At 72.3% G+C, this 22,469-nt stretch carries 17 protein-coding genes, 1 rRNA gene and 2 pseudogenes; 10 read left to right on the top strand and 10 right to left on the bottom strand.

The window, feature by feature from the left end; genetic code table 11:
- Positions 1-10: 10 nt before the first annotated feature.
- Positions 11-127 (top strand): 5S ribosomal RNA (rrf, locus tag HS99_RS35045).
- Between the two features lie 176 nt (positions 128-303).
- Positions 304-2,412: a phosphocholine-specific phospholipase C gene (locus HS99_RS35040; protein ID WP_030558111.1), complete on the top strand. Its 2,109-nt coding sequence runs from the start codon at positions 304-306 to the stop codon at positions 2,410-2,412.
- Between the two features lie 60 nt (positions 2,413-2,472).
- On the opposite strand, the gene HS99_RS35035 is transcribed toward HS99_RS35040, so the two are convergent.
- The 7 genes and pseudogenes from HS99_RS35035 to HS99_RS35005 form a co-directional block, all read right to left on the bottom strand.
- Positions 2,473-3,156 (bottom strand): hypothetical protein, encoded by a 684-nt coding sequence (locus tag HS99_RS35035; RefSeq protein WP_030599095.1) that lies wholly within the window; start codon positions 3,154-3,156, stop codon positions 2,473-2,475.
- A gap of 172 nt (positions 3,157-3,328) precedes the next feature.
- Positions 3,329-5,989, bottom strand: coding sequence for a glycoside hydrolase family 31 protein (locus HS99_RS35030; RefSeq protein WP_050366379.1), 2,661 nt, complete (start codon positions 5,987-5,989; stop codon positions 3,329-3,331).
- Positions 5,990-6,037: 48 nt separating this feature from the next.
- A pseudogene (locus HS99_RS35025) lies at positions 6,038-6,486 on the bottom strand (carbohydrate ABC transporter permease); the annotation flags it as partial.
- A 412-nt stretch (positions 6,487-6,898) separates the two neighbouring features.
- Complete coding sequence (locus HS99_RS35020; protein WP_078938642.1) at positions 6,899-7,861, bottom strand: SAM-dependent methyltransferase; 963 nt, start codon at positions 7,859-7,861, stop codon at positions 6,899-6,901.
- Between the two features lie 147 nt (positions 7,862-8,008).
- Positions 8,009-8,779, bottom strand: a complete 771-nt coding sequence (locus tag HS99_RS35015) for an FAD:protein FMN transferase (RefSeq protein WP_046385851.1) — start codon at positions 8,777-8,779, stop codon at positions 8,009-8,011.
- 31 nt (positions 8,780-8,810) lie between these two features.
- Positions 8,811-9,311, bottom strand: a complete 501-nt coding sequence (locus tag HS99_RS35010) for an FMN-binding protein (protein WP_030558103.1) — start codon at positions 9,309-9,311, stop codon at positions 8,811-8,813.
- A gap of 63 nt (positions 9,312-9,374) precedes the next feature.
- The gene (locus HS99_RS35005) at positions 9,375-10,742 is read right to left on the bottom strand and encodes a ferredoxin reductase family protein (protein WP_030290996.1); all 1,368 of its coding nucleotides are present in this window, start codon (positions 10,740-10,742) and stop codon (positions 9,375-9,377) included.
- A 244-nt stretch (positions 10,743-10,986) separates the two neighbouring features.
- On the opposite strand from HS99_RS35005, the gene HS99_RS35000 reads away from it, so the two are divergent.
- Both HS99_RS35000 and HS99_RS34995 read left to right on the top strand, forming a co-directional pair.
- Complete coding sequence (locus HS99_RS35000) at positions 10,987-11,739, top strand: response regulator transcription factor (RefSeq protein ID WP_030558102.1); 753 nt, start codon at positions 10,987-10,989, stop codon at positions 11,737-11,739.
- Positions 11,736-13,205 carry a sensor histidine kinase gene (locus tag HS99_RS34995; protein WP_030558101.1) on the top strand — a complete coding sequence of 490 codons (1,470 nt, stop codon included), beginning with the start codon at positions 11,736-11,738 and terminating at the stop codon, positions 13,203-13,205. The genes HS99_RS35000 and HS99_RS34995 overlap by 4 nt, the downstream gene beginning before the upstream one ends.
- A 54-nt stretch (positions 13,206-13,259) precedes the next feature.
- On the opposite strand, the gene HS99_RS34990 is transcribed toward HS99_RS34995, so the two are convergent.
- Entirely contained in the window at positions 13,260-14,291 is a 1,032-nt protein-coding gene (locus HS99_RS34990) for a GlxA family transcriptional regulator (RefSeq protein ID WP_046385849.1), read from the bottom strand.
- An 864-nt stretch (positions 14,292-15,155) separates the two neighbouring features.
- Between HS99_RS34990 and ltrA the strand changes: the two genes are divergently transcribed.
- From ltrA to HS99_RS34975, 3 genes and pseudogenes are all read left to right on the top strand, one after another.
- Positions 15,156-16,913, top strand: coding sequence for a group II intron reverse transcriptase/maturase (ltrA, locus tag HS99_RS34985; protein WP_030558097.1), 1,758 nt, complete (start codon positions 15,156-15,158; stop codon positions 16,911-16,913).
- Between the two features lie 88 nt (positions 16,914-17,001).
- Positions 17,002-17,505, top strand: a pseudogene (locus HS99_RS34980) (isochorismatase family protein); the annotation flags it as partial.
- A 156-nt stretch (positions 17,506-17,661) separates the two neighbouring features.
- Entirely contained in the window at positions 17,662-18,645 is a 984-nt protein-coding gene (locus tag HS99_RS34975) for an ArsR/SmtB family transcription factor (protein WP_030558094.1), read from the top strand.
- 111 nt (positions 18,646-18,756) lie between these two features.
- Here the strand turns inward: HS99_RS34975 and HS99_RS34970 are convergent, their stop codons facing one another.
- A complete protein-coding gene (locus tag HS99_RS34970) occupies positions 18,757-19,512 on the bottom strand; it encodes an alpha/beta hydrolase (RefSeq protein WP_223885883.1) in 756 nt (251 codons plus the stop codon).
- A 257-nt stretch (positions 19,513-19,769) separates the two neighbouring features.
- Here HS99_RS34970 and HS99_RS34965 point away from each other — a divergent pair, with 257 nt between their 5' ends.
- Positions 19,770-20,096 carry a mechanosensitive ion channel family protein gene (locus HS99_RS34965; RefSeq protein WP_030554175.1) on the top strand — a complete coding sequence of 109 codons (327 nt, stop codon included), beginning with the start codon at positions 19,770-19,772 and terminating at the stop codon, positions 20,094-20,096.
- Here HS99_RS34965 and HS99_RS34960 read toward each other — a convergent pair.
- Positions 20,033-20,323: a DUF6401 family natural product biosynthesis protein gene (locus tag HS99_RS34960; protein ID WP_030554263.1), complete on the bottom strand. Its 291-nt coding sequence runs from the start codon at positions 20,321-20,323 to the stop codon at positions 20,033-20,035. The genes HS99_RS34965 and HS99_RS34960 overlap by 64 nt on opposite strands.
- Positions 20,324-20,530: 207 nt before the next feature.
- Between HS99_RS34960 and HS99_RS34955 the strand changes: the two genes are divergently transcribed.
- On the top strand, positions 20,531-21,457 hold the full coding sequence (locus HS99_RS34955; protein WP_030554176.1) for an LLM class F420-dependent oxidoreductase: 927 nt from the start codon (positions 20,531-20,533) through the stop codon (positions 21,455-21,457).
- 97 nt (positions 21,458-21,554) lie between these two features.
- The gene (locus HS99_RS34950) at positions 21,555-22,232 is read left to right on the top strand and encodes a P-loop nucleotide/nucleoside kinase family protein (protein ID WP_030554178.1); all 678 of its coding nucleotides are present in this window, start codon (positions 21,555-21,557) and stop codon (positions 22,230-22,232) included.
- Positions 22,233-22,469 lie beyond the last annotated feature (237 nt).

Raw genomic sequence — 22,469 nt, 5'->3', positions numbered from 1 at the left:
TTCATAGTGTTTCGGTGGTCATAGCGTGAGGGAAACGCCCGGTTACATTCCGAACCCGGAAGCTAAGCCTCACAGCGCCGATGGTACTGCAGGGGGGACCCTGTGGGAGAGTAGGACGCCGCCGAACGATCATTCAGAAGAACCCCCATCCGGATTCCGGATGGGGGTTCTTCGCGTTTCCGGGACGGGAGTTGGCCGAAAGATCACGCTGTGTTCGCCGACGGACTGTGTACGTCCCGCGTGCGGCACCTATGTTCGTGCTCCAGCGGAACCCGTGCATTCACCGACCGGGAAGGACCCCACGTGGCCTCCATCGACAGGCGCCGATTCATCCAGCTGGGGGGTGCGTCCGTGGCCGCCGCCGGCCTCGGCGCGTTTCCGCCCGCGGTCAGCAAGGCGCTGGCCCTGCCCGCGATCGGCAGGACGCGCTCCATCAAGGACGTCGAACACGTCGTCATCCTGATGCAGGAGAACCGTTCCTTCGACCACTACTTCGGCACGCTCCGAGGTGTTCGAGGCTTCGGTGACCCGCGCCCCACCCTGCTGCCCGGCGGCCGGCCCAACTGGCACCAGCCGGCCGCCGCGGTGAGGACCGGCCGTTACCACGACCGTGGTCTGCCGGCCTCCGAGAAGGAGGTGCTGCCCTGGTACATCGACCCGGGGAACACCACCGAGTACCAGGCCGGCACGGACCACGGCTGGAGCAGCGGACACCTCGCCTGGAACGAAGGGCGCCACGACCAGTGGGTGAACCAGAAGCAGGACGTCATGACGATGGGTCATCTCAAGCGTCAGGACCTGCAGTACCACTTCGCACTGGCCGACGCCTTCACAGTCTGCGACTCGTACTTCTGCTCCGTCCACGCGGACACCGCTCCCAACCGGATCTACCTGTGGACCGGCACCAGCGACCCGCGCAACGTCTACGGCCGCAAGCCCAACGGGCCCGGCCTGGAGGAGCGCAACGGCAGGAACGGCTACACCTGGACCACCTACCCGGAGCGGCTGGAGGACTCCGGGGTCAGCTGGAAGCTGTACCAGGGCGGTTCCGGTGAGCCGGGCACCCCGACCGACAACTACACCGACAACTCGCTGATGTTCTTCGAGCGGTACCAGGTCGCCGAGGGCGCGTCCGGTCCGCTGGTGGAGAAGGGGGCGACGGACCACACGCTCAAGGAGTTCCGCGCCGACGTCGAGCAGGGCCGGTTGCCCCAGGTGTCCTGGATCGTCCCGCCGTACAACTACAGCGAGCACCCCTCCGCCACGCCCACCGACGGCGCGTACTACATCAATCTGGTGCTGGACGCGCTCACCTCCAACCCCGAGGTGTGGGGCCGGACCGTCTTCCTCATCAACTACGACGAGAACGACGGCCTGTTCGACCACGTCGTCCCGCCGATGCCGCCGGTGGTCAGCCGTCCGGGCGGTCAGGGAGTGGTCTCCTCCGACCTGGAGGCGAGCCTCGGCGACGAGCTGCTCGACCTCGCCAAGTACCCGGGGGAGATGAGCCCGCTGGTCCCCGGTGCGGACCGCGGCGGACTGCAGCCGATCGGCCTCGGCCCGCGTGTGCCGCTGCTGGTCATCTCCCCTTGGTCACGCGGTGGTTGGGTCTGTTCGGAGACCTTCGACCACACCTCCGTGCTCCGCTTCCTGGAGGCCCGGTTCGGCATCGAGGAGCCCAACATCAGCGCCTGGCGCCGCGCGGTCTGCGGTGACCTCACCTCGGCGCTCGACTTCTCCGGCGCCGACCCCCAGCGGGTCTCGATCCCGGTGCCGGCGCCGATCGCCTCGCGGGGCAAGCCGTACCAGGTGCCGCTGCCCCAGCGGATGCCCACCCAGGAGCAGGGCACCCGTCCGGCCCGCGCGCTCCCGTACGACCTGCGGGTCAACGAGGACGAGACCTACGACACGACGGTGTTCCAGCTCAACCTGGACAACAAGGGCAAGGCCGGTGCCTGGCTCTACGTCTACGACCGGACGGCGCCGGCGGCGGCGCCCCGCCGCTACACCGTCTCGGCCGGCGACAGTTTCGAGGACCACTGGCCGCTGGTCGACGACGGTTACCACCTCGTCGCGCACGGGCCGAACGGCTCGGTGCAGGAGTTCGAAGGCAGGACGGTCGGTGGCCTGGTCGCCCGCTTCGAGCCCGCGAGGAACAAGGTGCGGGTGACGGTGTCCAACCACGGGGAGACCCCCCGGACGGTGACCGCCGAGGAGGCGTACACCAAGGGTGCCAAGCAGGGCCGTACCCTGCGCCCCGGGGACGACGCCCGGTTCACCTTCGACCTGCCCGCCGAGAGCCGCTGGTACGACGTCACCGTCGCGGCGGCCGACGGGCCGGCGTTCCGCCGCCGCTGGGCCGGACACCTGGAGAACGGTCGGCCCGGCACCAGCGACCCCGGGCCGCGTTGACCGGTCCCTCCACAGGTGGGGCCGCGGGCCCGGCAGCGCCACCGGGCCCGCGGCCCCGCGTCAGTCGACCGGCTGCCCGGGCCGTCCCGGCACCCAGAGCGGGACGGGGCCGCCGCGCGGCATGGCGCGTGCCGCGTCCTGCTCCAACCACTCGTCCACGCGCTGCGGATCGCCCTCGCTGAGCTCCACCAGCGCCGCCGCGGCGATCCGGGCGCAGCACAGCACGAGCGCGAGCGTGTCCTGGCGCCGGTGCCGCTCCCGCAGGTAGGCCTCGCCCCGTTCCTCGATGCGGCGACGGTGGCCCGGCCCGTCCGCGGCGGTCAGTGCCTGGACGCCGTGCCACACCAGGGCGAGCGCGCAGGGTTCGGCCGGGTGGGTCAGGCCCTCCCGGTCGGCCCGCTCGTGGGCCTCGGCCGAGTGCAGCCCGAGCCACTCCAGTGCCGTCGGCGCGTCCTCCCCGCAGGAGCGCAGGAGCAGTTCGGCGGCCAGTTCCGCGACCGTCGGCAGCACCGCGGACGCGGGCATCCGCAGCCCGGGCGCGGGGGTGTCGCCGAACGACAGCCACGCGTCCGCGAAGGAGGCCGCGTGCAGCCCGCCCGTCCAGCCCGGGGCCCCGTGAGGTGCCCCGTTCGGTGTCCCGTCCGTTGCTCCGAGCCTGTCCCGAGCCCCCAGCCGGACCATTCCCACCGCGGCCAGACGCGCCGCGTCCTCGTCCAGTGCCAGCAGCCGTCCACTCCGCACCACGTACCCCCACCCGCGTTCGTGACCCCGTTGACCACATCCCATCACGGAGGACGCGAACGAACTAGACAGGGTCACGTCACAAATCGGAACCGATGGCGGAGGAGGAGGGAGGCCCCGTCCCGCCCGGCGAGGACGACCCGGGCGGGACGGAGCCGTGTGGGGGCGGGTGGGGTCAGTGGCCGCCGTGGATCAGGTGGAGGGAGAAGTCCTCGTCGGTGGGCACGGGCGCGGTCTTGACGTGGGTCACGCCCGTGGCCCCGTCGAAGTACCAGCCGGAGGCGGCGGAGTCGAGCGCGGCGGCCGAGTCCAGTCGGGGCAGCGGGCCGCCCTGGGTGACGACCATCCGAGGGACGGACCGGCCGTGCACGGTGAAGCGGTACGAGCGGGCGTCCGGCTTGCCGCTGTAGCTGCCCTCGCTGGCGCCGACCTCGACTGTGGTGACCGGGCCGTGTGCGTGGACGTCCACCTGCTGGGTAGCCGAGGAGCCCGCCGCGTACCGGCGGGTGACGCCGTCGTCCTCGTAGAGGGTGTAGGAGGAGTCGCCCTGGGGGTAGAGGTCGTAGTCGAGTTCACCGCGGTCGCGGTTCTCCCAGGACAGCGTGCCCCGGGGCCACATCGGCACGATCGCGCCGCCCTTGACGAACAGCGGCAGGGTGTCGAGCGGGGCGGAGTAGCCGTTGATCGTGGTGGGTCCCTGGTAGGTGCGTCCGGTCCAGTAGTCGGTCCAGGTGCCCTCGGGCAGGTAGATGCCGTCGCGCACCGTGGTGGCGGAGTAGACCGGGGCGACCAGGAAGTCCGGCCCGGCCAGGAACTCGTACTTCGCGTTCGGCCCGAGGGCCGCCGGGTCGTCCGGGTACTCCAGGGCGAGCGGGCGCACCGCGCCGATGCCGGTGCGGGTGGCCTCGGCGGACAGGGTGTACATGTACGGCAGCAGCCGCTCCTTGAGCTGCAGGTACTTGCGGTTGATCGAGGTGTAGGGTTCGCCGTCCAGCCAGGGCTGCTGGTCGCGCTGCTGCTTGCCGGACATGTCCCTGGCCCAGCCGTCCATCGTCATGATGGTCGGCAGGAAGGCCTTCCACTGGAGGTCGCGGGTGTACATCTCGGGGTCGCGGCGGAAGATCGAGCCGACGTCGCCGGTGTTGTAGGCGATGCCGGACATGGTGGCGCCGGCGTAGGTGGGGATCTGCCAGCGGATGTAGTCCCAGGACAGGCTCTGGTCGCCGCTCCACAGCACGCCGCAGCGCTGGGCGCCGGCCCAGGAGACGGGCAGCCAGACGAAGCCGCGGGCGTCGCTGTTGTCCTCGATGCCGGCCTTGGCCCGGTCGCAGGCGTCGAGGGCGAAGCCGTAGCCGTTGCCGACCCAGGCGACGTCGAGCTTGCGCACCCGGACCCCGGCCTTGACCTCCTCGGCCTGGTTGGGCAGGCCGTTCTGGGTCCAGAGGCCGAGCTGGGTGTGGTCCTTGCGCAGGCCCTCGCCGGTCTGGGGCAGGTTCTCGTAGCCGCAGCCGTAGCCGTCGTTGACCAGCATCCAGCCGAGCGGCATCTGGTTCCGGACGTAGCCGTCGGCGACCTTGAGGGCGTCGGTGGTGTGGCGTTCGCCGCGGTTGGCGTTGTGCAGGTAGCAGTCGGAGTCGCCGGGCTCCAGGCCGTAGACCGGTGGCATGAAGGGCTTGCCGACCAGCGCGGTGTACTCGCCGATGACGGACTTGACGTCGCCGGTGAAGTAGTAGGCGTCCAGGCGGCGTTCCTGCTGCCCGGTGCGCACCGGGGAGCCGAAGTCGTAGATGCCGGGGGCGAAGGTGTTGCGGAAGACGCCGTAGCCGGCGGTGGAGACGTAGAACGGCTGGGAGTTGTTGTAGCCGCCCTCGTTCCAGTTGGTGCTGTTGGCGACATGGACGGTCCGGTCACGGTGGGAGAAGCTGCCGTTCTGCTCGCCGCCGCCGAAGAACTGCTCGTCGGCGCCGCGGACCAGGCTCTGCCGCAGGCCGCCGGTGGACCAGCGCAGCGGGGCGTCCTCCTGCCAGATGGCGGTGCGGTCGTCCGCCCGGTAGAGGCCGAACCGCAGGGGGTGCTTGTAGACCCGCAGCACCAGGTGGCCGGAGCGGATGCCGTAGTAGTCGCCGGCGTCGAAGGTGGAGGTGCGGGTCTGGAGTTGGGGCTGCTGCCGGATGACGGCGCCGCCCACCGGGTCGCTGATGTCGCCGTCCGGGGCGGCGCGCAGGCGCAGTTGGTCGTCGGCGAGGAAGTCGACCTTGGCCTTGAGGGTGCCTGCGGAGATGTCGTAGCTGCCCTGGCCGCCGCTGAAGGAGGTGAGGTCGCCCGCGTCGGTGGTGCGGGGGAGGTAGGCGCGGCCGGTGAAGGAGCCGCCGTGCACGTCGTACGGGACGACCAGGACGTGGTAGGTGCCGGAGGCCTTGGGGATGACGGTGGCCTCGGGGTCGGCGGTGCCGGCGCTCTCGGCGACCTCCTTGCCGTTGGCGTCGTAGACGTACAGGTCGAAGTCGTCGGTGGGGTTCTGCCACTGGATCGAGACGGGGACGCCGCCCTCCGGGTTGTCGTCCCAGTAGCCGGAGGGGACGTCGACCGTGAGGTCGAAGCGGCCGCAGACCGTGCCGTCCGGGTCCTGGGCGGCGGTGGGGCAGGAGGTGGCGCCGCCGAGGGTGCCCTTGGCGTACGTGGAGCTCTGCCAGGTGGCGTCCTGGTGGCTGCCGTCCAGGACGGCGGCGGGCGGGCCGGCGGCATGGGCCGGTACGACGGGGCCGGCGACGGCGGCGATGCTGGTGAGGGCCGCCGCGAGGGCGGCCCTTCGCAGATGGGGTCGGAGCAGGCGCACGGGGGGTTCTCCTGTCGACTCTTCGGTTCGATCTGCTGGTTCGGCGGGCTACTTGACCGATCCGGCGGTCAGTCCCGAGACCACGTGCCGCTCGATCAGGGCGAACAGCACCGCCACCGGCACGATCGCGACTCGTTCCAGGCGGAGATGAAGGTGAAGATCACCGCGGTGACCACGCCCGGCAGGGCCGGTGGCAGCACCACCCGGCGCAGCGCCCCGAGCCAGCCGAGGCCGTCGAGCATCGCGGCCTCCTCCGGCTCCACCGGGACCGAGGAGATGTACGCCGTGAGGATCCAGACGGCGAAGGCCAGGTTGAAGGCGGCGTTGCAGAGGATCAGCGTCCAGACCGAGTTGAGCATGTCCAGCTGGTAGAACTCGCGGTAGAGGCCCACCAGCAGGGAGGTCGGCTGGAACGTCTGGGTGACCAGGACCAGAAGCAGGAACAGCCGGCGGCCCCGGTAGCGGACCCGGGCGGTGTAGTAGGCGGTGGGCACCGTCCGGGTCCGGCGCACGCCGAGACGAGGGCCAGCACACGTTTGTCCACCGCAGTTACCGCCTTCGTGCGTGCTTGATCAGGTGATCCAAGATGCTTGAAGAACGTGGTTTCGAGCAGTTTCGAAAGAGCAGCTTGGCGCTTCGGGCGGTTCATGTCAATCGTGGGCGCAGTATTGCGCAAGAACGCGACACCGTCTCGGCCCACCGGGAGGCGCTCTGCGCAGAAACGCTCAAGGCCTGGAGCCCTCTGCGGTACGACAACCGCCTGGGACTTGCTCGGCCGCAGGTGGGAACATGCGGCCCGGCCCGGCCCGGCCCGGCCCGGCGCCGGACGTCGAGCCGAGTCGGGGGGCCGCGGGTGCGCGGCACCGGCCGCCGCCGACGACCCGGCCCGGGGCCCGGGGCGGCAGCGCCTCAGGGGCGGACGGCGAAGACCCAGCGGTTGGCGGCGAGGGCGTCGTCCGGCTCGGGGAGTGGCCCGCGGCCGTAGTGGCGGGTGAACTCGTAGGGCGTGTGGACGGTGGTGGACCAGCCGCGTGCGGTGAGGTCGGCCGGGGTGTCCGGGCGGGGTTCGGCGTCGAGGAGGGCGGGCAGGTCGATGCCGGTCCGCTCGCGGGTCGCGGTGTGGACGGGGTGGTCGCGGACCGCCGCGGCCTCGGGGCCGAGCCTGGCCTCGTAGGCCAGGGTGGAGCTAGGGGCGCTCAACCGGTCGACGGCGGCGAAGAGTTCGCGTTCCGCCGTACCGGGAAGGTGGAGCAGCAGGCCTTCGGCGAGCCAGGCGGTCGGGTGGTCCGGGTGGAACCCGGCGGCGGTCAGCGCCCCGGCCCAGTCGGTGCGGAAGTCGGTCTTGACGGCCACCCGGTGGGCGGTGGGCCGGTCGGTCGCTGCGGCTTCGAGCCCGTCCAGTACCCGCTCCTTGAAGGCGAACACCTCGGGCCGGTCGACCTCGTAGAGGGTGCAGTCGCCGGGCCAGTCCAGCCGGTACGCCCGCGCGTCGAGTCCGGCCCCGAGCAGGACGACCTGCCGGGCGCCGAGTTGGACGGCCCGCAGCAGCTGGTCGTCGAACGCCCTCGTCCGCAGCGCGAAGTAGCGGCCGAGTCGCCCCCACAGCGGGTCGGCCTCGCCGTCGGGGACGTCGCGGGGGTGGACGGGCCAGTGCGTGGCGGCGGGGGCGGCGCGCACGAAGTGCTCGGCGTAGTGGTCCCGGGCCAGGGCGTCGGGGCGGTGGGTTTCGATCGCCCGGGCGGCGGCGACCAGCAGGGTGGTGAGCTCCACGTCCCCGGCCACGCCCTCGGCCCCACCACCAGCTACACCCTCGGCCACGCCTCCGGTCCCGCCTTCGGTCACGCCGTGGTTCTCCGTCACGCCGACACTCATGCGCGCTCCTGCTGCTGGGGGAAGGGCGGTCCGTGCCCGATCGGTCCCCCACTATCCGTCACCGTGCGGAGCAGAGCGCGTCATGATCGCCGGAGTTCACCTGATCCGGTGAACTCGGCGTGGCGGTAGCAAAGTTGGTGCGGCGGATCAGTATGCGGCGGTCGGCTGCCGGCCAGCCGGCTGCCAGTCGGCCGGCCCGGAGGGCGGCAGATGGCCGGGCAGTCCGGACGTCCAGCGCTTGGACCCGTCCGGCAGCACGGCGAGCGCCTCCACCCCCGGCTGCCGAGCCGCCCAGGCCAGCGCGCGGTCGGGGCCCATCGCGAAGGCGGCGGTCGCCCAGGCGTCGGTGCGGGCGATGCCGGTGCCGGGGGCACCGACCAGGGTGAGCGAGGCCAGTCCGTCGGCCGGGCGGCCGGTGCGGGGGTCGAGGATGTGGGCGCCGCGCTCGGCGGTGCCGGAGGTGGCGACGGCGAGGTCGCTTCCGGCCAGTACGGCGGCGAGCATGCCCGGTCTTGCGGGATGGGCGACGCCGAGCCGCCACGGACCGCCGGAGGTCTGTACGTCCCCGCCGCCGTTGACGCAGAACTGCCGGGCACCGGAGGCACGCAGCAGCCGGGCGGCCTCCTCGATCGCCCAGCCCTTGACCCAGCCGCTGGGGTCGAGCCGTCCGCCGGGCCGCTCGGTGAAGTAGCCGTCGGTCTCGGCCGCCACCTCGCGGCAGGCGGCGAGCACCGTGGGCACGTCGGGGTCGCAGTCGTCCGGGGCGAGTTCGCCGCGCCCGAGCCGGCTGATGTCGCTGTCGGGCCGGTAGGTGGAGAACACCGCGTCGATCCGGTGCAGCCGTTCGGCGATCCGCCGTACCGCCTCGGGGGTGTCCGGCCGGGGGTCGCGGACGGCGATCGAGAAGACGGTGCCCATCACGGGCTCGGCGTGCCGCAGCACCGGGGCCTCAGCCCTTCGCCCGGTCGAGGGCGCTCTGCAGCGAGCGGATGTAGCCGTCACTGGTGTAGGTGGCGCCGCTGACCGCGTCGATCTGGGCGTTCTGCGCGGAGATCGCCTCCTGGTTGAGCACGGGCAGGGCGTCGGCGTTGATCTCGCGGTCCCGGCGGTCCTGGGTCGGGTACTTGACCACGTCGACGGTGGTGATCCGGCTGCCGGCGAGGGTGACCTGCACCTGCACCGGGCCGTACCGGGTGTTGACGGTGTCCCCGCTGACCTTCCGGGTGGCGCCGCCACCGGTGGTGGGTGCGGGGGAGGCGGACCGGCCCGGAGTGGTGTCGGCGGCGCCAGTGGTCCCGGAGCCGGAGCCGGACCCCGACGCCGAGCCGGACCCCGACCCCGACCCCGAGCTGATCACCGGCGCGGACCCGGTCGCCTCGTGCGGTTTGAGCGAGAGCAGCAGCACCACCCCGGCAGCGGTGGCGGCACTGGTGACGACGGCTCGACGCATGGCAGGACAACTCCTCCGGAACGGCTACTCGAACGTGTGAGTGAAGGCGAGGGGGCGACGTGTTCAGAAGACGAAGGACTCGCGGTGGATGCGCCCAGCCCGCACCCCGGCCGCCCGCAGTGCGCGCACGGCCTCCTCGGCGACGGCCTCCGGTCCGCACAGGTACACGTCGTGCTCGGCCAGGCCCGGCACCAGCCGCGCGAGCGCGGCGCCCAGGTCCCCGACCTGCTCCCGCGAGCCGAGCAACTCGTGCACCACCGCACCGCGCCGCCGGGCGACCTCGGCCAGCTCGGCCCGGAACAGCACGTCCTCCGCGCGCCGCGCCCGCTGCACCAGCGTGACCTCGCCCGGCAGGGTCTCGAACAGCGCCCGCAGCGGCGTGATCCCCACCCCGACCCCGAGCAGCAGCACCCGGTGCTGCCGCTGCTGCCGCCCGGTGAACGCCCCGTACGGCCCCTCGGCCCGCACCCGGGTGCCCGGCCGCAGCGCGGCGACGGCGGCGCTGTGCCCGCCGAGGTCCTTGACGGTGAAGCGGAGGAAGTCCGGGCGCGGCGGCGCGGACAGCGAGTACGGGTTGGCGGCCCAGCGCAGCCCGGGCGCCTGGAACTGCAGGCGGAAGAACTGGCCCGGCTCGGCGCGGAGTTCCTCCAGCCGCCGGCCGGACAGGAACAGCGACACCACGCCGGGGCCCTCCGGCCGCACCTCGGCCACCCGCAGGCCGTGCCGCCGGTCGAGCAGCCACGGGCGCAGCAGCCGGAACCAGCCGAGGAGCGCCGCCGTGCCGAAGTAGAGCGCGTACCAGCCGGCCTGGCCGGGCCCGCCGCCGAGGTCGGCGCCGGTGGCCAGCTGGTGGGCGAAGGCGAGCGCCACCGCGAGGTAGGTCGCCAGGTGGAGGTAGTACCAGGTCTCGTAGGAGAGCCGGCGGCGTGCGGCCCGGGCGGAGACCAGGCCGGTGCCGAGCATCAGCAGGGTGCCCAGGGAGGCCTTGACCATCTCGGGGTAGTGGAAGACGATCTCCACGCCCTCGCCGACCAGCCCGCGCCCGTCGGTGAGCGCGTAGCCCCAGACGACGGTCAGTACGTGCACCGAGACCAGGGCCACCAGCCAGCGGCCGCCGTACGCGTGCCAGCGGGCCAGCCGGTCGGCGCCGACCCCGCGCTCCACCGGCGGCAGCCGGGCCATCAGCAGGAGCAGCACCGGTGCGGCGTACCCGGCGAGCAGCCCGGTGATCCGCCCGGCGCCGGTCAGCCACCCGGCCGCGCCGACCACGGAGGCGGTGTTCACCCACCACAGCCCGAGCACGCCGAGCGCCCCGGCGGCGATCAGCCCGAGCGCCGCGTTCGGGGGCAGGGCGAGCGGCGGGTGGGCCGCCGCCCGGTGGCGCGGGCCGGCGGACGCCGGCCGGGACTTCGGCGCGGTGGCAGTGGTCATCGGGAACCTCCTCAACTCCCGGCGGTGGCGCTGCCCCGCCGGGCGGTCCACGATCGCACCGCAAGCTCTGAGTCACCTCTGAACAAGGCCCGTTCCAGCGGCCGCCTGGGGTGGCATCGGCGCAGTTCAGCGGCCATATGAGGGTTCACGAACCAGTTGCGGCGATCTCACGGGTTTCTCATCGCGGCAGGCCAGAATGAACGCCGGCCACTCCAGCCGTCCACCGCCGAACCGAGGGAGCACCATGGACGACACCGACGGCTGCTCGGACCGGCAACCCGACCGGCACCCCGACGCCCGCCCCGACTGGCGAGTCCTGGTCGTCGACGACGAACCGGACCTGGTGGAGGTGGTCTGCGGCGCCGTCCGCTACGAGGGCTGGCAGGCCCGCGGCGCGACCACCGGCCTGGAGGCCGTCCGGGAGGCGGCGCAGTGGCGCCCGCACGCCGTCGTGCTGGACGTCATGCTGCCCGACCTCGACGGCCTGGAGGTGCTGCGCCGGGTGCACGCCGAGCAGCCCGAGGTGCGGGTGCTCTTCCTCACCGCCCGGGACGCCGTCGAGGAGCGGATCGCGGGCATCGCGGCGGGCGGCGACGACTACGTGACCAAGCCGTTCAGCCTGGCCGAGGTGGTGGTCCGGCTGCGCGGGCTGCTGCGCCGGGCCGCCCCGGCGACCGGTCCGGCCCGGCCGCCCGCGCACGCCCTGGTGCTCGGCGACCTCGTCCTCGACGACCGGGCCCGCGAGGTGACCCGCGACGGCGAGACCATCGAGCTCAGCCCGACCGAGTACGCGCTGCTCGCCCACCTGATGCGCCACCCCCGACAGGTGCTCAGCAAGGCGCAGATCCTGGAAGCGGTCTGGTCGTACGACTTCGGCGGGCAGGCGCACATCGTGGAGCTGTACATCAGCTACCTGCGCAAGAAGCTGGACGCCGGCCGCAGCCCGATGATCCACACCGTGCGCGGCGCGGGCTACCTGATCAAGGCCGCGCCGTGAGCCGGACCGCGAACCTCCTGCGGAGGCTGCTGCCCCGCACCCTGCGCGCCCGGCTGATCGCCGGCCTGCTGGTGCTGCTGGTGGTCACCTGCGCCGCCGTCGGCTTCGCCACCGCCGCGGCCCTGCGCCACTTCCTGGTCGACCGGCTCGACCAGCAGCTCGCCGAGGCCGGCGGCCGCTACGCCGCCAGCCTGGAGCACACCGGCTCCGGCGTCGGCCCGGACACCCGGGCCCAGACCCCCGGCACTCTGGGCGTGCGGCTGGTGGACGGCCGGGCGACCGCCGCCGGGGTGGTCGACGGCGACGCCGACGACGTGGACACCCCCGGCGACGAGGACGACCGGGTCTCCTTCCCGCCCGACCGGCAGCGCGCCCTGGCCGCCCTGCCGGTCGGCGGACCGGCCCGCACCCTCGACCTCGGCGGCCCGCTCGGCCACTACCGGGTCCGGGCGGTGTCAGGTCGGGACGGCGACGTGCTGGTCAGCGGGCTGCCGGTGAAGTCCGCCGAGGACACCGTGGAGCGGTTGGAGACCCTGGAGCTGACCGTCTTCGCGATCGCCGCCACCGCGGCCGGCGCCGCCGGGGCGGTCTGGGTCGGCTTCTCGCTGCGCCCGCTGCGGCGGGTGGTGGGCATGGCCGAGCGGGTGAGCGCGCTGCCGCTGGCCAGCGGCGAGGTGATGCTCGCCGAGCGGGTGCCGGACGACGACCCGCGCACCGAGGTGGGCCGGGTCGGCGCGGCGCTCAACCGGATGCTCGGCCACGTCGGCGACGCGCTGGCCCGCCGCCACGCGGTGGAGGAGCGGCTGCGCGGGTTCGCCGCCGACGCCAGCCACGAGCTGCGCACCCCGGTCGCGGCCGTCCGCGGCCACGCCGAGCTTGCGCTGCGCCACCCCGGCGAGGTGCCGGGCGAGGTGCGGCACTCGCTGGAGCGGATCGACGCCGAGGCGCTGCGGATGGGCGCGATTGTCGAGGACCTGCTGCTGCTCGCCCGGCTGGACGCCGGGCGTCCGTTGGCCGAGGACGAGGTGGACCTCACCCGGATCGTGCTGGGCGCCGTGGCCGACGCCCGGGCGGCCGGCCCGGACCACCGCTGGCGCCTGGTGCTGCCGGAGGAGCCGGTGCTGGTGCGTGGGGACGAGCACCGGCTGAGCCAGGTGGTGGCCAACCTGCTGGCCAACGCCCGCACCCACACCCCGGCCGGTACGGCGGTCGAGCTGCGACTCGAACTCACCGTCGAAGGCGTGGAGTTGAGCGTCACCGACGAAGGGCCCGGGATTTCGGCGGAGCTGCTGGAGCGGGTCTTCGAGCGCTTCGTCCGCGGCGACCGCGCCCGCTCCCGGGCCACCGGCTCGACCGGGCTGGGCCTGGCCATCGTCCGGGCCGTGGTCCAGGCGCACGGCGGCACGGTCGAGGCGGCCAGCCGGCCCGGCCGTACCTCGTTCACCGTTCGGCTGGCGGGGGCGTGACGCCGCAGGTCGTTCACCGTTCGGCAGCCGGCGGGGGCGTGACGTCGTGGGCGCTCAGCGTCCGGCCGGCGGGGGCGTGGACGTGCGGAAGCGCCGGCGGTAGTCCGTCGGCGTGGTGTCCAGGCGGCGGCGGAAGGCGCGCACCATGGTGTCCGTCGTGCCGAACCCGCAGGCGGTGGCGATGCGTTCGAGGGTGTCGTCGCCCGACTCCAGCCGGTGCCGGGCGAGTTCGACCCGGGCCGACTCGACGTAGGCACTCGGGGTGGTACCCAGTTCGGCCTTGAAGATCCGCACCAACTGCCGTTCGCTGACGTGGGCGTGGGCCGCGAGGTCCGGCACGGTGAGCCGGTCGGAGAGGTTGCGCAGGATGTGGTGGCGCAGCTCCTCGATCCGCCGGGTGGTGGAGACGGGCTCCAGCGGGACGCTGAACTGGCTCTGGCCGCTGGGACGTTTGAGGTACATCACCAACTGGCGGGCGACCCGCAGGGCGAGTTCCTCGCCGAAGTCCTCGGCGACCAGAGCGAGCGAGAGGTCCAGGCAGGCGCTGATGCCCGCACCCGTCCACACCTCGCCCTCGCGGATGAAGATCGGGTCGGCGTCCACCTCGATCTGCGGGTACTCGGCGGCGAGTTGGCCCGCGGTCGACCAGTGGGTGGTGGCCCGCTTGCCGTCCAGCAGCCCGGCGGCCGCCAGCAGGTGGGCGCCGACGCAGACCGAGGCGACCCGGCGGGCCCGGGCGGCCAGGGTGCGGACGTGGTCGACCACCGCCGGGTCGGTGAGCGCCCGGACCCGTCCGCCGTCGGCCTCCACGGCCCCGGGCACCAGCAGGGTGTCGATGCCGCCCGCGGCGGCCGCCTGATCGAAGGTCAGATCGGGCAGGATCCGCACCCCGGCGGCCGTGGTGACCGGATCGGTGGTCGCGGCGGCCAGCACCACCCGGTAGCCGGCCGCGTCGGCGGTCTCCCGCCGGACCAGCGAGAACACCTCCGGCGGTCCGGTGACGTCCAGCAGGTCGACGCCCTCGAACAGGACGACGACGATCAGCCGCTTCTCCACTCGCTGCTCCCTCGATGTCGGATTCTGCATGTTAGACGGCATTGCCGCCATGCCGAGTCCGCCCGTAGCGTTCCATGGGCAGGCCGCACCCGGCGTGACCTGCGAAGAACCCCTCCAGGCGACGAAAGCGGTACAGCCATGCCCACCACCACCCTGCGCACCCTCAACGGCCTCGACGACAAGCCCGCCGTGCTCGGCGCCGCGACCCTCGTCCTGATCGACTACCAGAGTGCGAGCTGATAAGCCGCTCGTGCCAGCGGGGAGCGCTGTGAGGATGGTGCTCCCTCCAGCCAAGTGACCAAAATGGCTGGTCCCCTAGGGCACATGCTCGCCGGGTAACTAGCGGGTGTGAAGCTGCCTGACAAGAAGCCCCAAGGGCCGACGGGTCGTCGTTGGCCACAGGGTAAGGGGAAGACCTGAAGGGCGAACGCAAGTGAACTCCTGATGAGGCTTCGTCATCGAAAACCGCGGCAACGACTAGCAATCGGCGGTAAGGGTCGTCGGGTGAAATACCCGAGGTGGCTGACCGGACTTTGGAACGGGCAGCGTGGTCACCATTGACCCCGGAGTATAGGGAGCGCCCCACCCAGGTCGCATCTGGTGCGTGTGGAACAGCGAAAACCCGTATGGGTCCGGTGCGAGCCGGTAGGCCGGAGGTAACGAAGGCACAAATCCCATGCGGGAATAGGATGTCCCGAGAAGCGAAGGCCGCTAAGGCGAAAGCCTAGGGGAAAAGGCAGAGATACGGCTCCTTGGCCGCTGTCCATAACCTGGCGGATACCGCGCACATGCGCGGACTCGAAAGAGGGCTGACGCGGGACAGGTGGGCCTTTGAAGAGGCCGAAGCAATGACGACAGAACCAGGAACTGGACGTAGACGCGGAGGTGGACAAGATGACCGGAACAACGGCCGACGCGGCCACCCGAGTGACGAAAAGCCTGGGCGATGCCAAAGCGTGGCGCAGCGTGAACTGGGCCGAGGCAGAGGCGGACGTACGTCGACTGAGGCAGAGGATCTTCAAGGCTGCGCAAGATGGGGACGCCAAGCGTCTCCGCAACCTGCAAAAGCTGATGCTGCGGTCTCGTCACAACACGGTGGTATCCATCCGCCGGGTGACGCAGCTCAGTCAAGGACGCCGTACTCCCGGTGTGGATGGGAAAGTGGCTCTGTCGGATCAGGACCGTGGACAGCTCCTTCGGGAGCTGGAGGCGGCGCCGCGATGCCGGCCGGTGCCCGTACGGCGCGTGCACATCCCGAAGGCGAACGGAAAGCTGCGGCCACTCGGAATCCCGACGATTCGGGACCGCGTAGAGCAGGCCAGGGTGAAGAACGCCCTGGAGCCGGAGTGGGAGGCACTCTTCGAGGAGCGGAGCTACGGTTTCCGACCTGGGAGAAGTTGCCACGATGCGGTAGGGCGCATTCACACGACGATGTCGCGCAAGGACGCGAAGCGGACCTGGGTCCTCGACGCTGACTTGACGAGTGCGTTCGACCGGGTCAACCACGATCGCTTGCTGGATGCCATCGGAGACTTCCCGGCTCGCCGGGAGATCCAAGGATGGCTAACAGCCGGGGTGATGGAGCAGGGGCGCTTCGCGCCCACGGAAGGGGGCACGCCGCAGGGCGGGGTCATCAGTCCGTTGCTGCTAAACATCACGCTGCACGGCATGGGGAACGCCGCAGGGGACATAGACCGACAGCCGATCTGGCAGAAGACGGCCCATGTGACCCCGACCTTTGTTCGGTACGCCGACGACTTCGTGGCGATGTGCGCCACGGAAGAACAGGCATACACGGTAAAGCAGAGGCTCGCCGAATGGCTGGAGCCGAGAGGGTTGGCTTTCAACGATGAAAAGACCCGCGTGGTCCACATCGACGAAGGCTTCGACTTCCTCGGTTTCCACGTCCGCCGGTTCGATGGGAAGCTGCTAACCAAACCGAGCAGAGAAGCGGTGAAGCGATTCAAGGAAAAGGTCACGGCAATCTCCATGGAGATGGCCACGGCCAAGACGGCAGATGTCATACGCCGTCTCAATCCCTTGATCAAGGGGTGGTCCACCTATTACCGAGGTGCGGCAGCGAGCAAGGTCTTCGGAGACCTTGGTCACTGGATGTACATAAGGATGTTCAGGTGGGCCAAGCGAAGGCATCCGAAAAAGTCGACCGCGTGGATTCAGGACAACTACTTCGGGGCCTTCCACCCGCATCGCAAAGACAACTGGGTCTTCGGTGACAAGGAGACCGGTGCATATCTGGTGAAGCCCAGCTGGACACACATCGTTCGCCACACCGTGGTGACGGGGGCGGCATCTCCGGATGATCCGTCATTGGTGGACTACTGGGCCGGGCGGCGCAATAAGCGCAAGCTTCCAGAGGCTCACGGCCGGAAGGTTGTGGGAATGGCAGCCCGACAAAAGGGTCTGTGCCCGCTGTGTGGCACTGATCTCATTGCCGGGGTCGGGTATGAGCCCGAATCGGTACGCGAATGGGCGAACTGGTTCAGTGCGAATTTCCGGCATCTGCACAAGCATCATCTGATATACCGCTCGCGCGGTGGATCGGATCAGGTCAATAACCTCGTGCTCATTCACTCCGACTGCCACAGGAAGCACCACGCTTCCGACCACAAGGAGCTGCAGGAAATTGCGTAGTCATTTGGGCCTGCTTGAGCCGGGTGCGGTGAAAGTCGCACGCCCGGTTCTGAGGGGGGACTCTGCGCCGAGAGGTCAGGGCCCTACCCGACACACCTACACCCGCGGCGTCATGGAGCTGACCGGCTGGCGTGAGGCCCTCGACGCGGCCGCCGCGCTGCTCGCCCGCGCCCGGTCGGCCGGCGCCACCGTCATCCACGTCATCAACGACGGCGGCCCGGGCACCCCGTACGACGTCCGCGCCGAGATCGGGCAGATCCACCCGGACGTCGCCCCCGTCGAGGGCGAGCGGGTGGTCGTCAAGCAGGCCCCGGACGCCTTCGTCGGCACCGACCTGGGCGCGCTGGTGGACGTGGCCGGCCACCAGGACGTCGTCATCGCCGGGTTCATGACCCACATGTGCGTCGCCTTCACCACCGCCGGCGCCTTCCTGCGCGGCAACCGCCCCACCGTCGTCGCCGACGCCTGCGCCACCCGGCCGCTGCGGTCCGGCGCCACGGAGCTCACCGCCGCCCAGATCCACCGGGGCGCGCTCGCCACGGTCGGGGACCTCTACGGCGTGGTGGCGGAGTCGGCCGCCGACCTCGGCTGAACCCGCCGCCGGGCCCGCCCTCGGCGGCGGGTCCGGTCCGTCACCCGGACCCGCCGCCGGTCCGACGAGTCTCACCGCGCCCGGCCCGCTCCGCCATGGATTCGGTTCTCGCCGAAGAGTTTGCGGACCGGGCGCCCGCGGGTGACGATCGCGTCCGTGCTGCGAATCCACTTCGGTACGGACGACCTGGACCGCGTCCGGGTCGCCGAGCGCCCCGACATGTCGATGGAGTTGTCCCTCAGCGTCCACGCCCTGGTCAGTGGCCGCTGCGATCCGCGCTTCCAGGTCTGGCGCAACCGGCTGCGGGCGTCCTGGAACCCGCGCACCGCACTGCTCTTCGACCTCTACACCCGCTCGGCGATCCCGGAGTTCCTCACCGTCCGCCGGGACCCGGGTGCCATTGAGAGCGCCACCGCCGGGACACCCGAGGAACCGCTCCGCGACCACCTGCTATCCGTCGGCGGGGAACGGGAGTTGAGCGCCTTCGCGCGCGGCGTGGCAGCGGGCGACCAGCGGGCCAGGAAGCTCCTCGGCAACGTCACCGCGGACTACCAGACCCGCGCCATCGACCCCTACCGGCGACAGATCGAGACCATCGTCACCACCGAGCACGGCCGCCGCCGCCGGATCGCCGAACCGGACCAGGTCCTCGGCTCGCTGCACCCCGCCCTGGCCTGGCGCCGCCCGGTGCTCAGCTTCCCGCTCTCGAGCGGGTGCCGGCGCGACGTCCGGCTGGACGGCCGCGGACTCCTGCTCCAGCCCTGCGTGTTCGGCCCCCGCCGCCCTGTCATCGCCCGCTTCGAGGACCCGCACCAGCAGCCCGTCCTCCTCTACCCGGCGAGGATCAGCGGTCCCTTGCAGCCCGAGACCGAACCCACCCCCAGCCGTACCCTCACCGCCCTGCTCGGCCAGACCCGCGCCGCCGCCCTGGAGGCCATCGCCACCCACGGCCCCTGCTCCACCAAGGACCTGGCCACCCACGTCGACATCTCCACGGCCTCCGCCAGCGAACACGCCACCGTCCTCGCCGACTCCGGCCTCACCACCAAGGACCGCACCGGCCGCACCGTCACCCACCGCCCCACCCCCCTCGGCCAAGCCCTCCTCGCCGGCCACCTCCCCACCCCACCCGCCGAATGACAGACCCGGCGCGCCTGCGGCGACCGCTCCGGACTGTCCGGGTGGGGCGGGTTGGCCGAGGTGGGGGTGCGTCTGCGGCGACCGCGCCGGTACCGGCCTTGCGCTGGGGCGTCAGGCGGGTGCGGCGAGGGTGGGGCGGGGTTGACGGGGGAGGGGGAGGGTGAGGGCTTCGGGGGAGGTGGGTGGGAGGGCGAGGGCGGAGGCGGCTTCGGCGGGGAGGGGGTGGAGGCCGAGGAGGGCGGCGGTGAGGCGGGTGGTGGCGCGGTGCCAGTCGGGGATGCGCTGGAGCATGGCGTGGCCGCTGCCGGTGACGGTGTATCCGCAGACGCGGGCGCCGGCGGCGCGGCTGCGGGCGGCGAAGGCGCGGGTGTCGGCGGGGGGGGTGACGGTGTCGCGGTCGCCGTGCAGGAGCAGGACGTCGCGTCCGGCGAGGTGGTCGCAGGGGTCCTCGGCGGGGCACCAGGGGGCGAGGGCGACCAGGCCGGTGACGGCCGGGTGGCCGCCGGCCCGCAGGGCGGCGCGGCCGCCCATGGAGTGGCCGACCAGCACGGTGGGCACCGGGCCGAGGTTCGCGGCGAGTTCGTCGAGTGCGGTGAGGGCGTCCTGGGCGGCGTCGGCACGGGCGCCGTTCCAGCCGCGGTGGCGGTAGCGGACGGTTCCGAGGGCGATGTCGGTGCCCGCCGTCGCCCTGGTCAGCGCGCGCAGGAAGCCGTGCATGCGCAGCAGCGGGAGGTTGAGCGGGCGGGGCCGGGCGAGGTTGTGCTCCTCGCCGCCGTGGAGGACGAGGACGGCGGCCCGGACCGCCGAGGGACGTACCCGCCAGCGCAGTGCGTGGTGGGCGGGCGCGCCCGTACTGCTTCCGATCACCTCTCCACCGTCCAGCTCCATCACTCGCAACCCCGTCCCACGAGACCTGCAACCCGCAACCGGCGACCCGCAACCGGCCACCCCGCGGCGAACCCCGGCCCGGACCGCCACTGTACGCGGGCGTACGGCCGGGGTCTTCACCCGAGGGAACCATCCGGCCGACCGGGCGCGCGCGGGCGGGGCGGGGTGCTGCTATCCACGAAGGGTGGGGGGTCGACCGCGCCGTTCCGGCGCCGTGTCACCGAGTGGAGGACTCCGTGGCTCAGCAGCTCGCCCTCTCCGTCGACTTCGGGTCGGGTTTCACCCAGGCCTGGTCCAAGATCGCCAAGGTGATTCCGCAGTTCATAGCCTTCCTGGTGATCCTGGCCATCGGCTGGATCGTGGCCAAGGCGATCGCCGGGGTCCTGGACCGGGTGCTGCGCCGGCTCGGGTCCGAGCGGGTCGCCGAGCGGGCCGGGATGGCCCGTTACCTGAGCGGCTCGAAGTACGACATGACCGGCATCATCTGCAAGATCGTCTACTACACGATCCGGCCCTGCTCGCGCACCAGCCAGCAGATCGCGGTCAGCCGGGTGACGGCGTAGTCGTAGCCGACCGGCTCCCGCCAGCCGATCTCGGTGAGCGCGTCCAGGAAGCCCAGCGCGTAGTCCGACAGTTCCTCGCGGTCCAGGGGCCGGGGCGCCAGCTCCGGCCCCTGCGCGTACAGCAGTTCGCGCAGCATCGCCGCGTGCTGGTCGACCGCCGCGACGAAACCGGGCTCGAAGGCGAACTCGGCCAGCCGGGGTGTGAAGGCAGCCACGATGCCGGGCAGCGGGCAGCCGGCCGGCTCGGCTCGTCGGGGGAGGGCCGGTAGGACTCGTCGGGGGTCGCGAACATCCGTCCACGGTAGGCGAGCCGCCGAGCGGGCAGGCCGGGCCGTGACGGTTCCGTGCTGAGACCTTGGCCACCTTCGGGACGTTCCGTGGCATGGCCGGTTCCCTGCGTTCCCGATCGGGTGGTCTGTACCAGAATGGTCCCCATGGATCTTCGCATCTTCACCGAGCCCCAGCAGGGCGCGAGCTACGACACCCTCCTGCGGGTCGCCCGCACCGCCGAGGAGCTCGGCGTCTTCAGCGCCTTCTTCCGTTCCGACCACTACCTGAAGATGGGTGACGTCGACGGCCTGCCCGGCCCCACCGACGCCTGGATCACCCTGGCCGGGCTCGCCCGCGACACCAGCACCATCCGCCTCGGCACCCTGATGACCGCCGGCACCTTCCGGCTGCCGGGCGTCACCGCGATCCAGGTCGCCCAGGTCGACGCGATGAGCGGCGGACGGGTCGAGTTCGGGCTCGGGGCCGGCTGGTACGAGGCCGAGCACACCGCCTACGGCATCCCCTTCCCCAAGGAGAAGTTCGGGCGGTTGGAGGAGCAGCTGGAGATCATCACCGGGCTGTGGCGGACCAAGCTCGGCGACACCTTCGACTTCGCCGGGAAGTACTACACGCTCACCGATTCGCCCGCGCTGCCCAAGCCCGTCCAGGAGCGCATCCCGGTGCTGGTCGGCGGTCTGGGGCCGAAGCGCACCCCGGCGCTGGCCGCCCGCTTCGCCGACGAGTTCAACCTGCCGTTCGCCTCGCTGGACGACACCGTCGCCCAGTTCGCCCGGGTCCGGGCCGCCGTCGAGCAGGCCGGCCGATCGGCCGACGACCTGGTGTACTCCAACGCCCTGGTGCTCTGCGTCGGCCGGGACGACGCCGAGGTGGCCCGCCGGGCCGCCGCGATCGGCCGTGAGGTGGACGAGCTGAAGGAGAACGGCCTGGCCGGCACCCCGGACGAGGTCGTGGAGAAGATCGGCCGGTACGCGGCGGCGGGCAGCCAGCGGGTCTACCTCCAGGTGCTGGACCTGGGCGATCTCGACCACCTGGAGCTGGTCGCCTCCCGGGTCGCCCCGCAGCTGGGCTAGCGAGCCCGGGGTTCCGTGCACCCGCCCTGACCACGGGCCTTTACTCGTTCTTGGGAATGCGCCATGCTCCAGGGACGGGAACAGCGGGGAGGGGTCGGTGACGGGCGTACGAACATCGCGGGCGGCGGTGCCACTGGTGCCGCCGCCCCGCACCGTCGACAGCCGGACCGTCGACGGCCGCGGTACCGGCGCCCGGGTGGTCCGCGGCGGCGTGCACGAGCTGAGCGGCCCCGGCCCGGCCGCCCTGCACTACCCCGCCAGGGACCTGCTGGTCGTCACCGGCCTGCCCGGCAGCGGCAAGAGCACCCTGATGCGCCGCTGCGTCCGCGCCCCGCTGGTCGACTCCCAGCTTGTCCGCCAGGAGTACGCGGCCCGGCTGCCCGGCCGGCTCCCGTACGCGCTCTACCGCCCGCTGGTCCGGCTCGCCCACTACCGGCGGCTGCGCCGGGCCGTGCTGGACGGCGGTCCGCTCGCGGTGCACGACTGCGGCACGCTGCCCTTCGTCCGGGCCTGGCTCACCCGGGCCGCCGAGCGGCAGGGCCGCCGGGTGCACCTGCTGCTGCTGGACGCCGACCCGGCCGAGGCCATGGCAGGGCAGCGGCGGCGCGGGCGGCGGGTCTCGCGCTACGCCTTCGCCCGGCACCGGCGCGCGGTCGCCCGGCTGCGGCTGCTGCTGCTCGGGGCCGGGCGGGCGCCGGCCGGCTGTGCGTCGGCCGTGGTACTCGACCGGGGTGCCGCGCGCGCCCTGCGGGAGATCGACTTCTCCGCGTCGTAGTCTCGTGCGGGTCCGCGCCGGGCCCCGGGCACCGGTCGCCGGTGGGCGGCTGGCGGGCCCGATGAGCGGTCGAAGCCCCGTCAACTCCCCCTCAGGAGCGCTGATGCGCCGTACTGCCCGGGTGCGCTCGCGTGCCCCCCGCCTTTTCCCCTGCGCCGCCGCGCTGGTCGCCGCCGCCGGTCTGAGCCAGTTCGCGGCGCCGGCCCCGCACCGCGCGGTGGCGGCGGCCGTCTGCGG

The sequence above is a fragment of the Kitasatospora aureofaciens genome (genome assembly GCF_001188955.3).
Lineage (GTDB): Bacteria > Actinomycetota > Actinomycetes > Streptomycetales > Streptomycetaceae > Kitasatospora > Kitasatospora aureofaciens.
The sequence above is the reverse complement of the archived record's forward strand: the minus strand, read 5'-3'. Positions and strand labels throughout refer to the sequence as shown.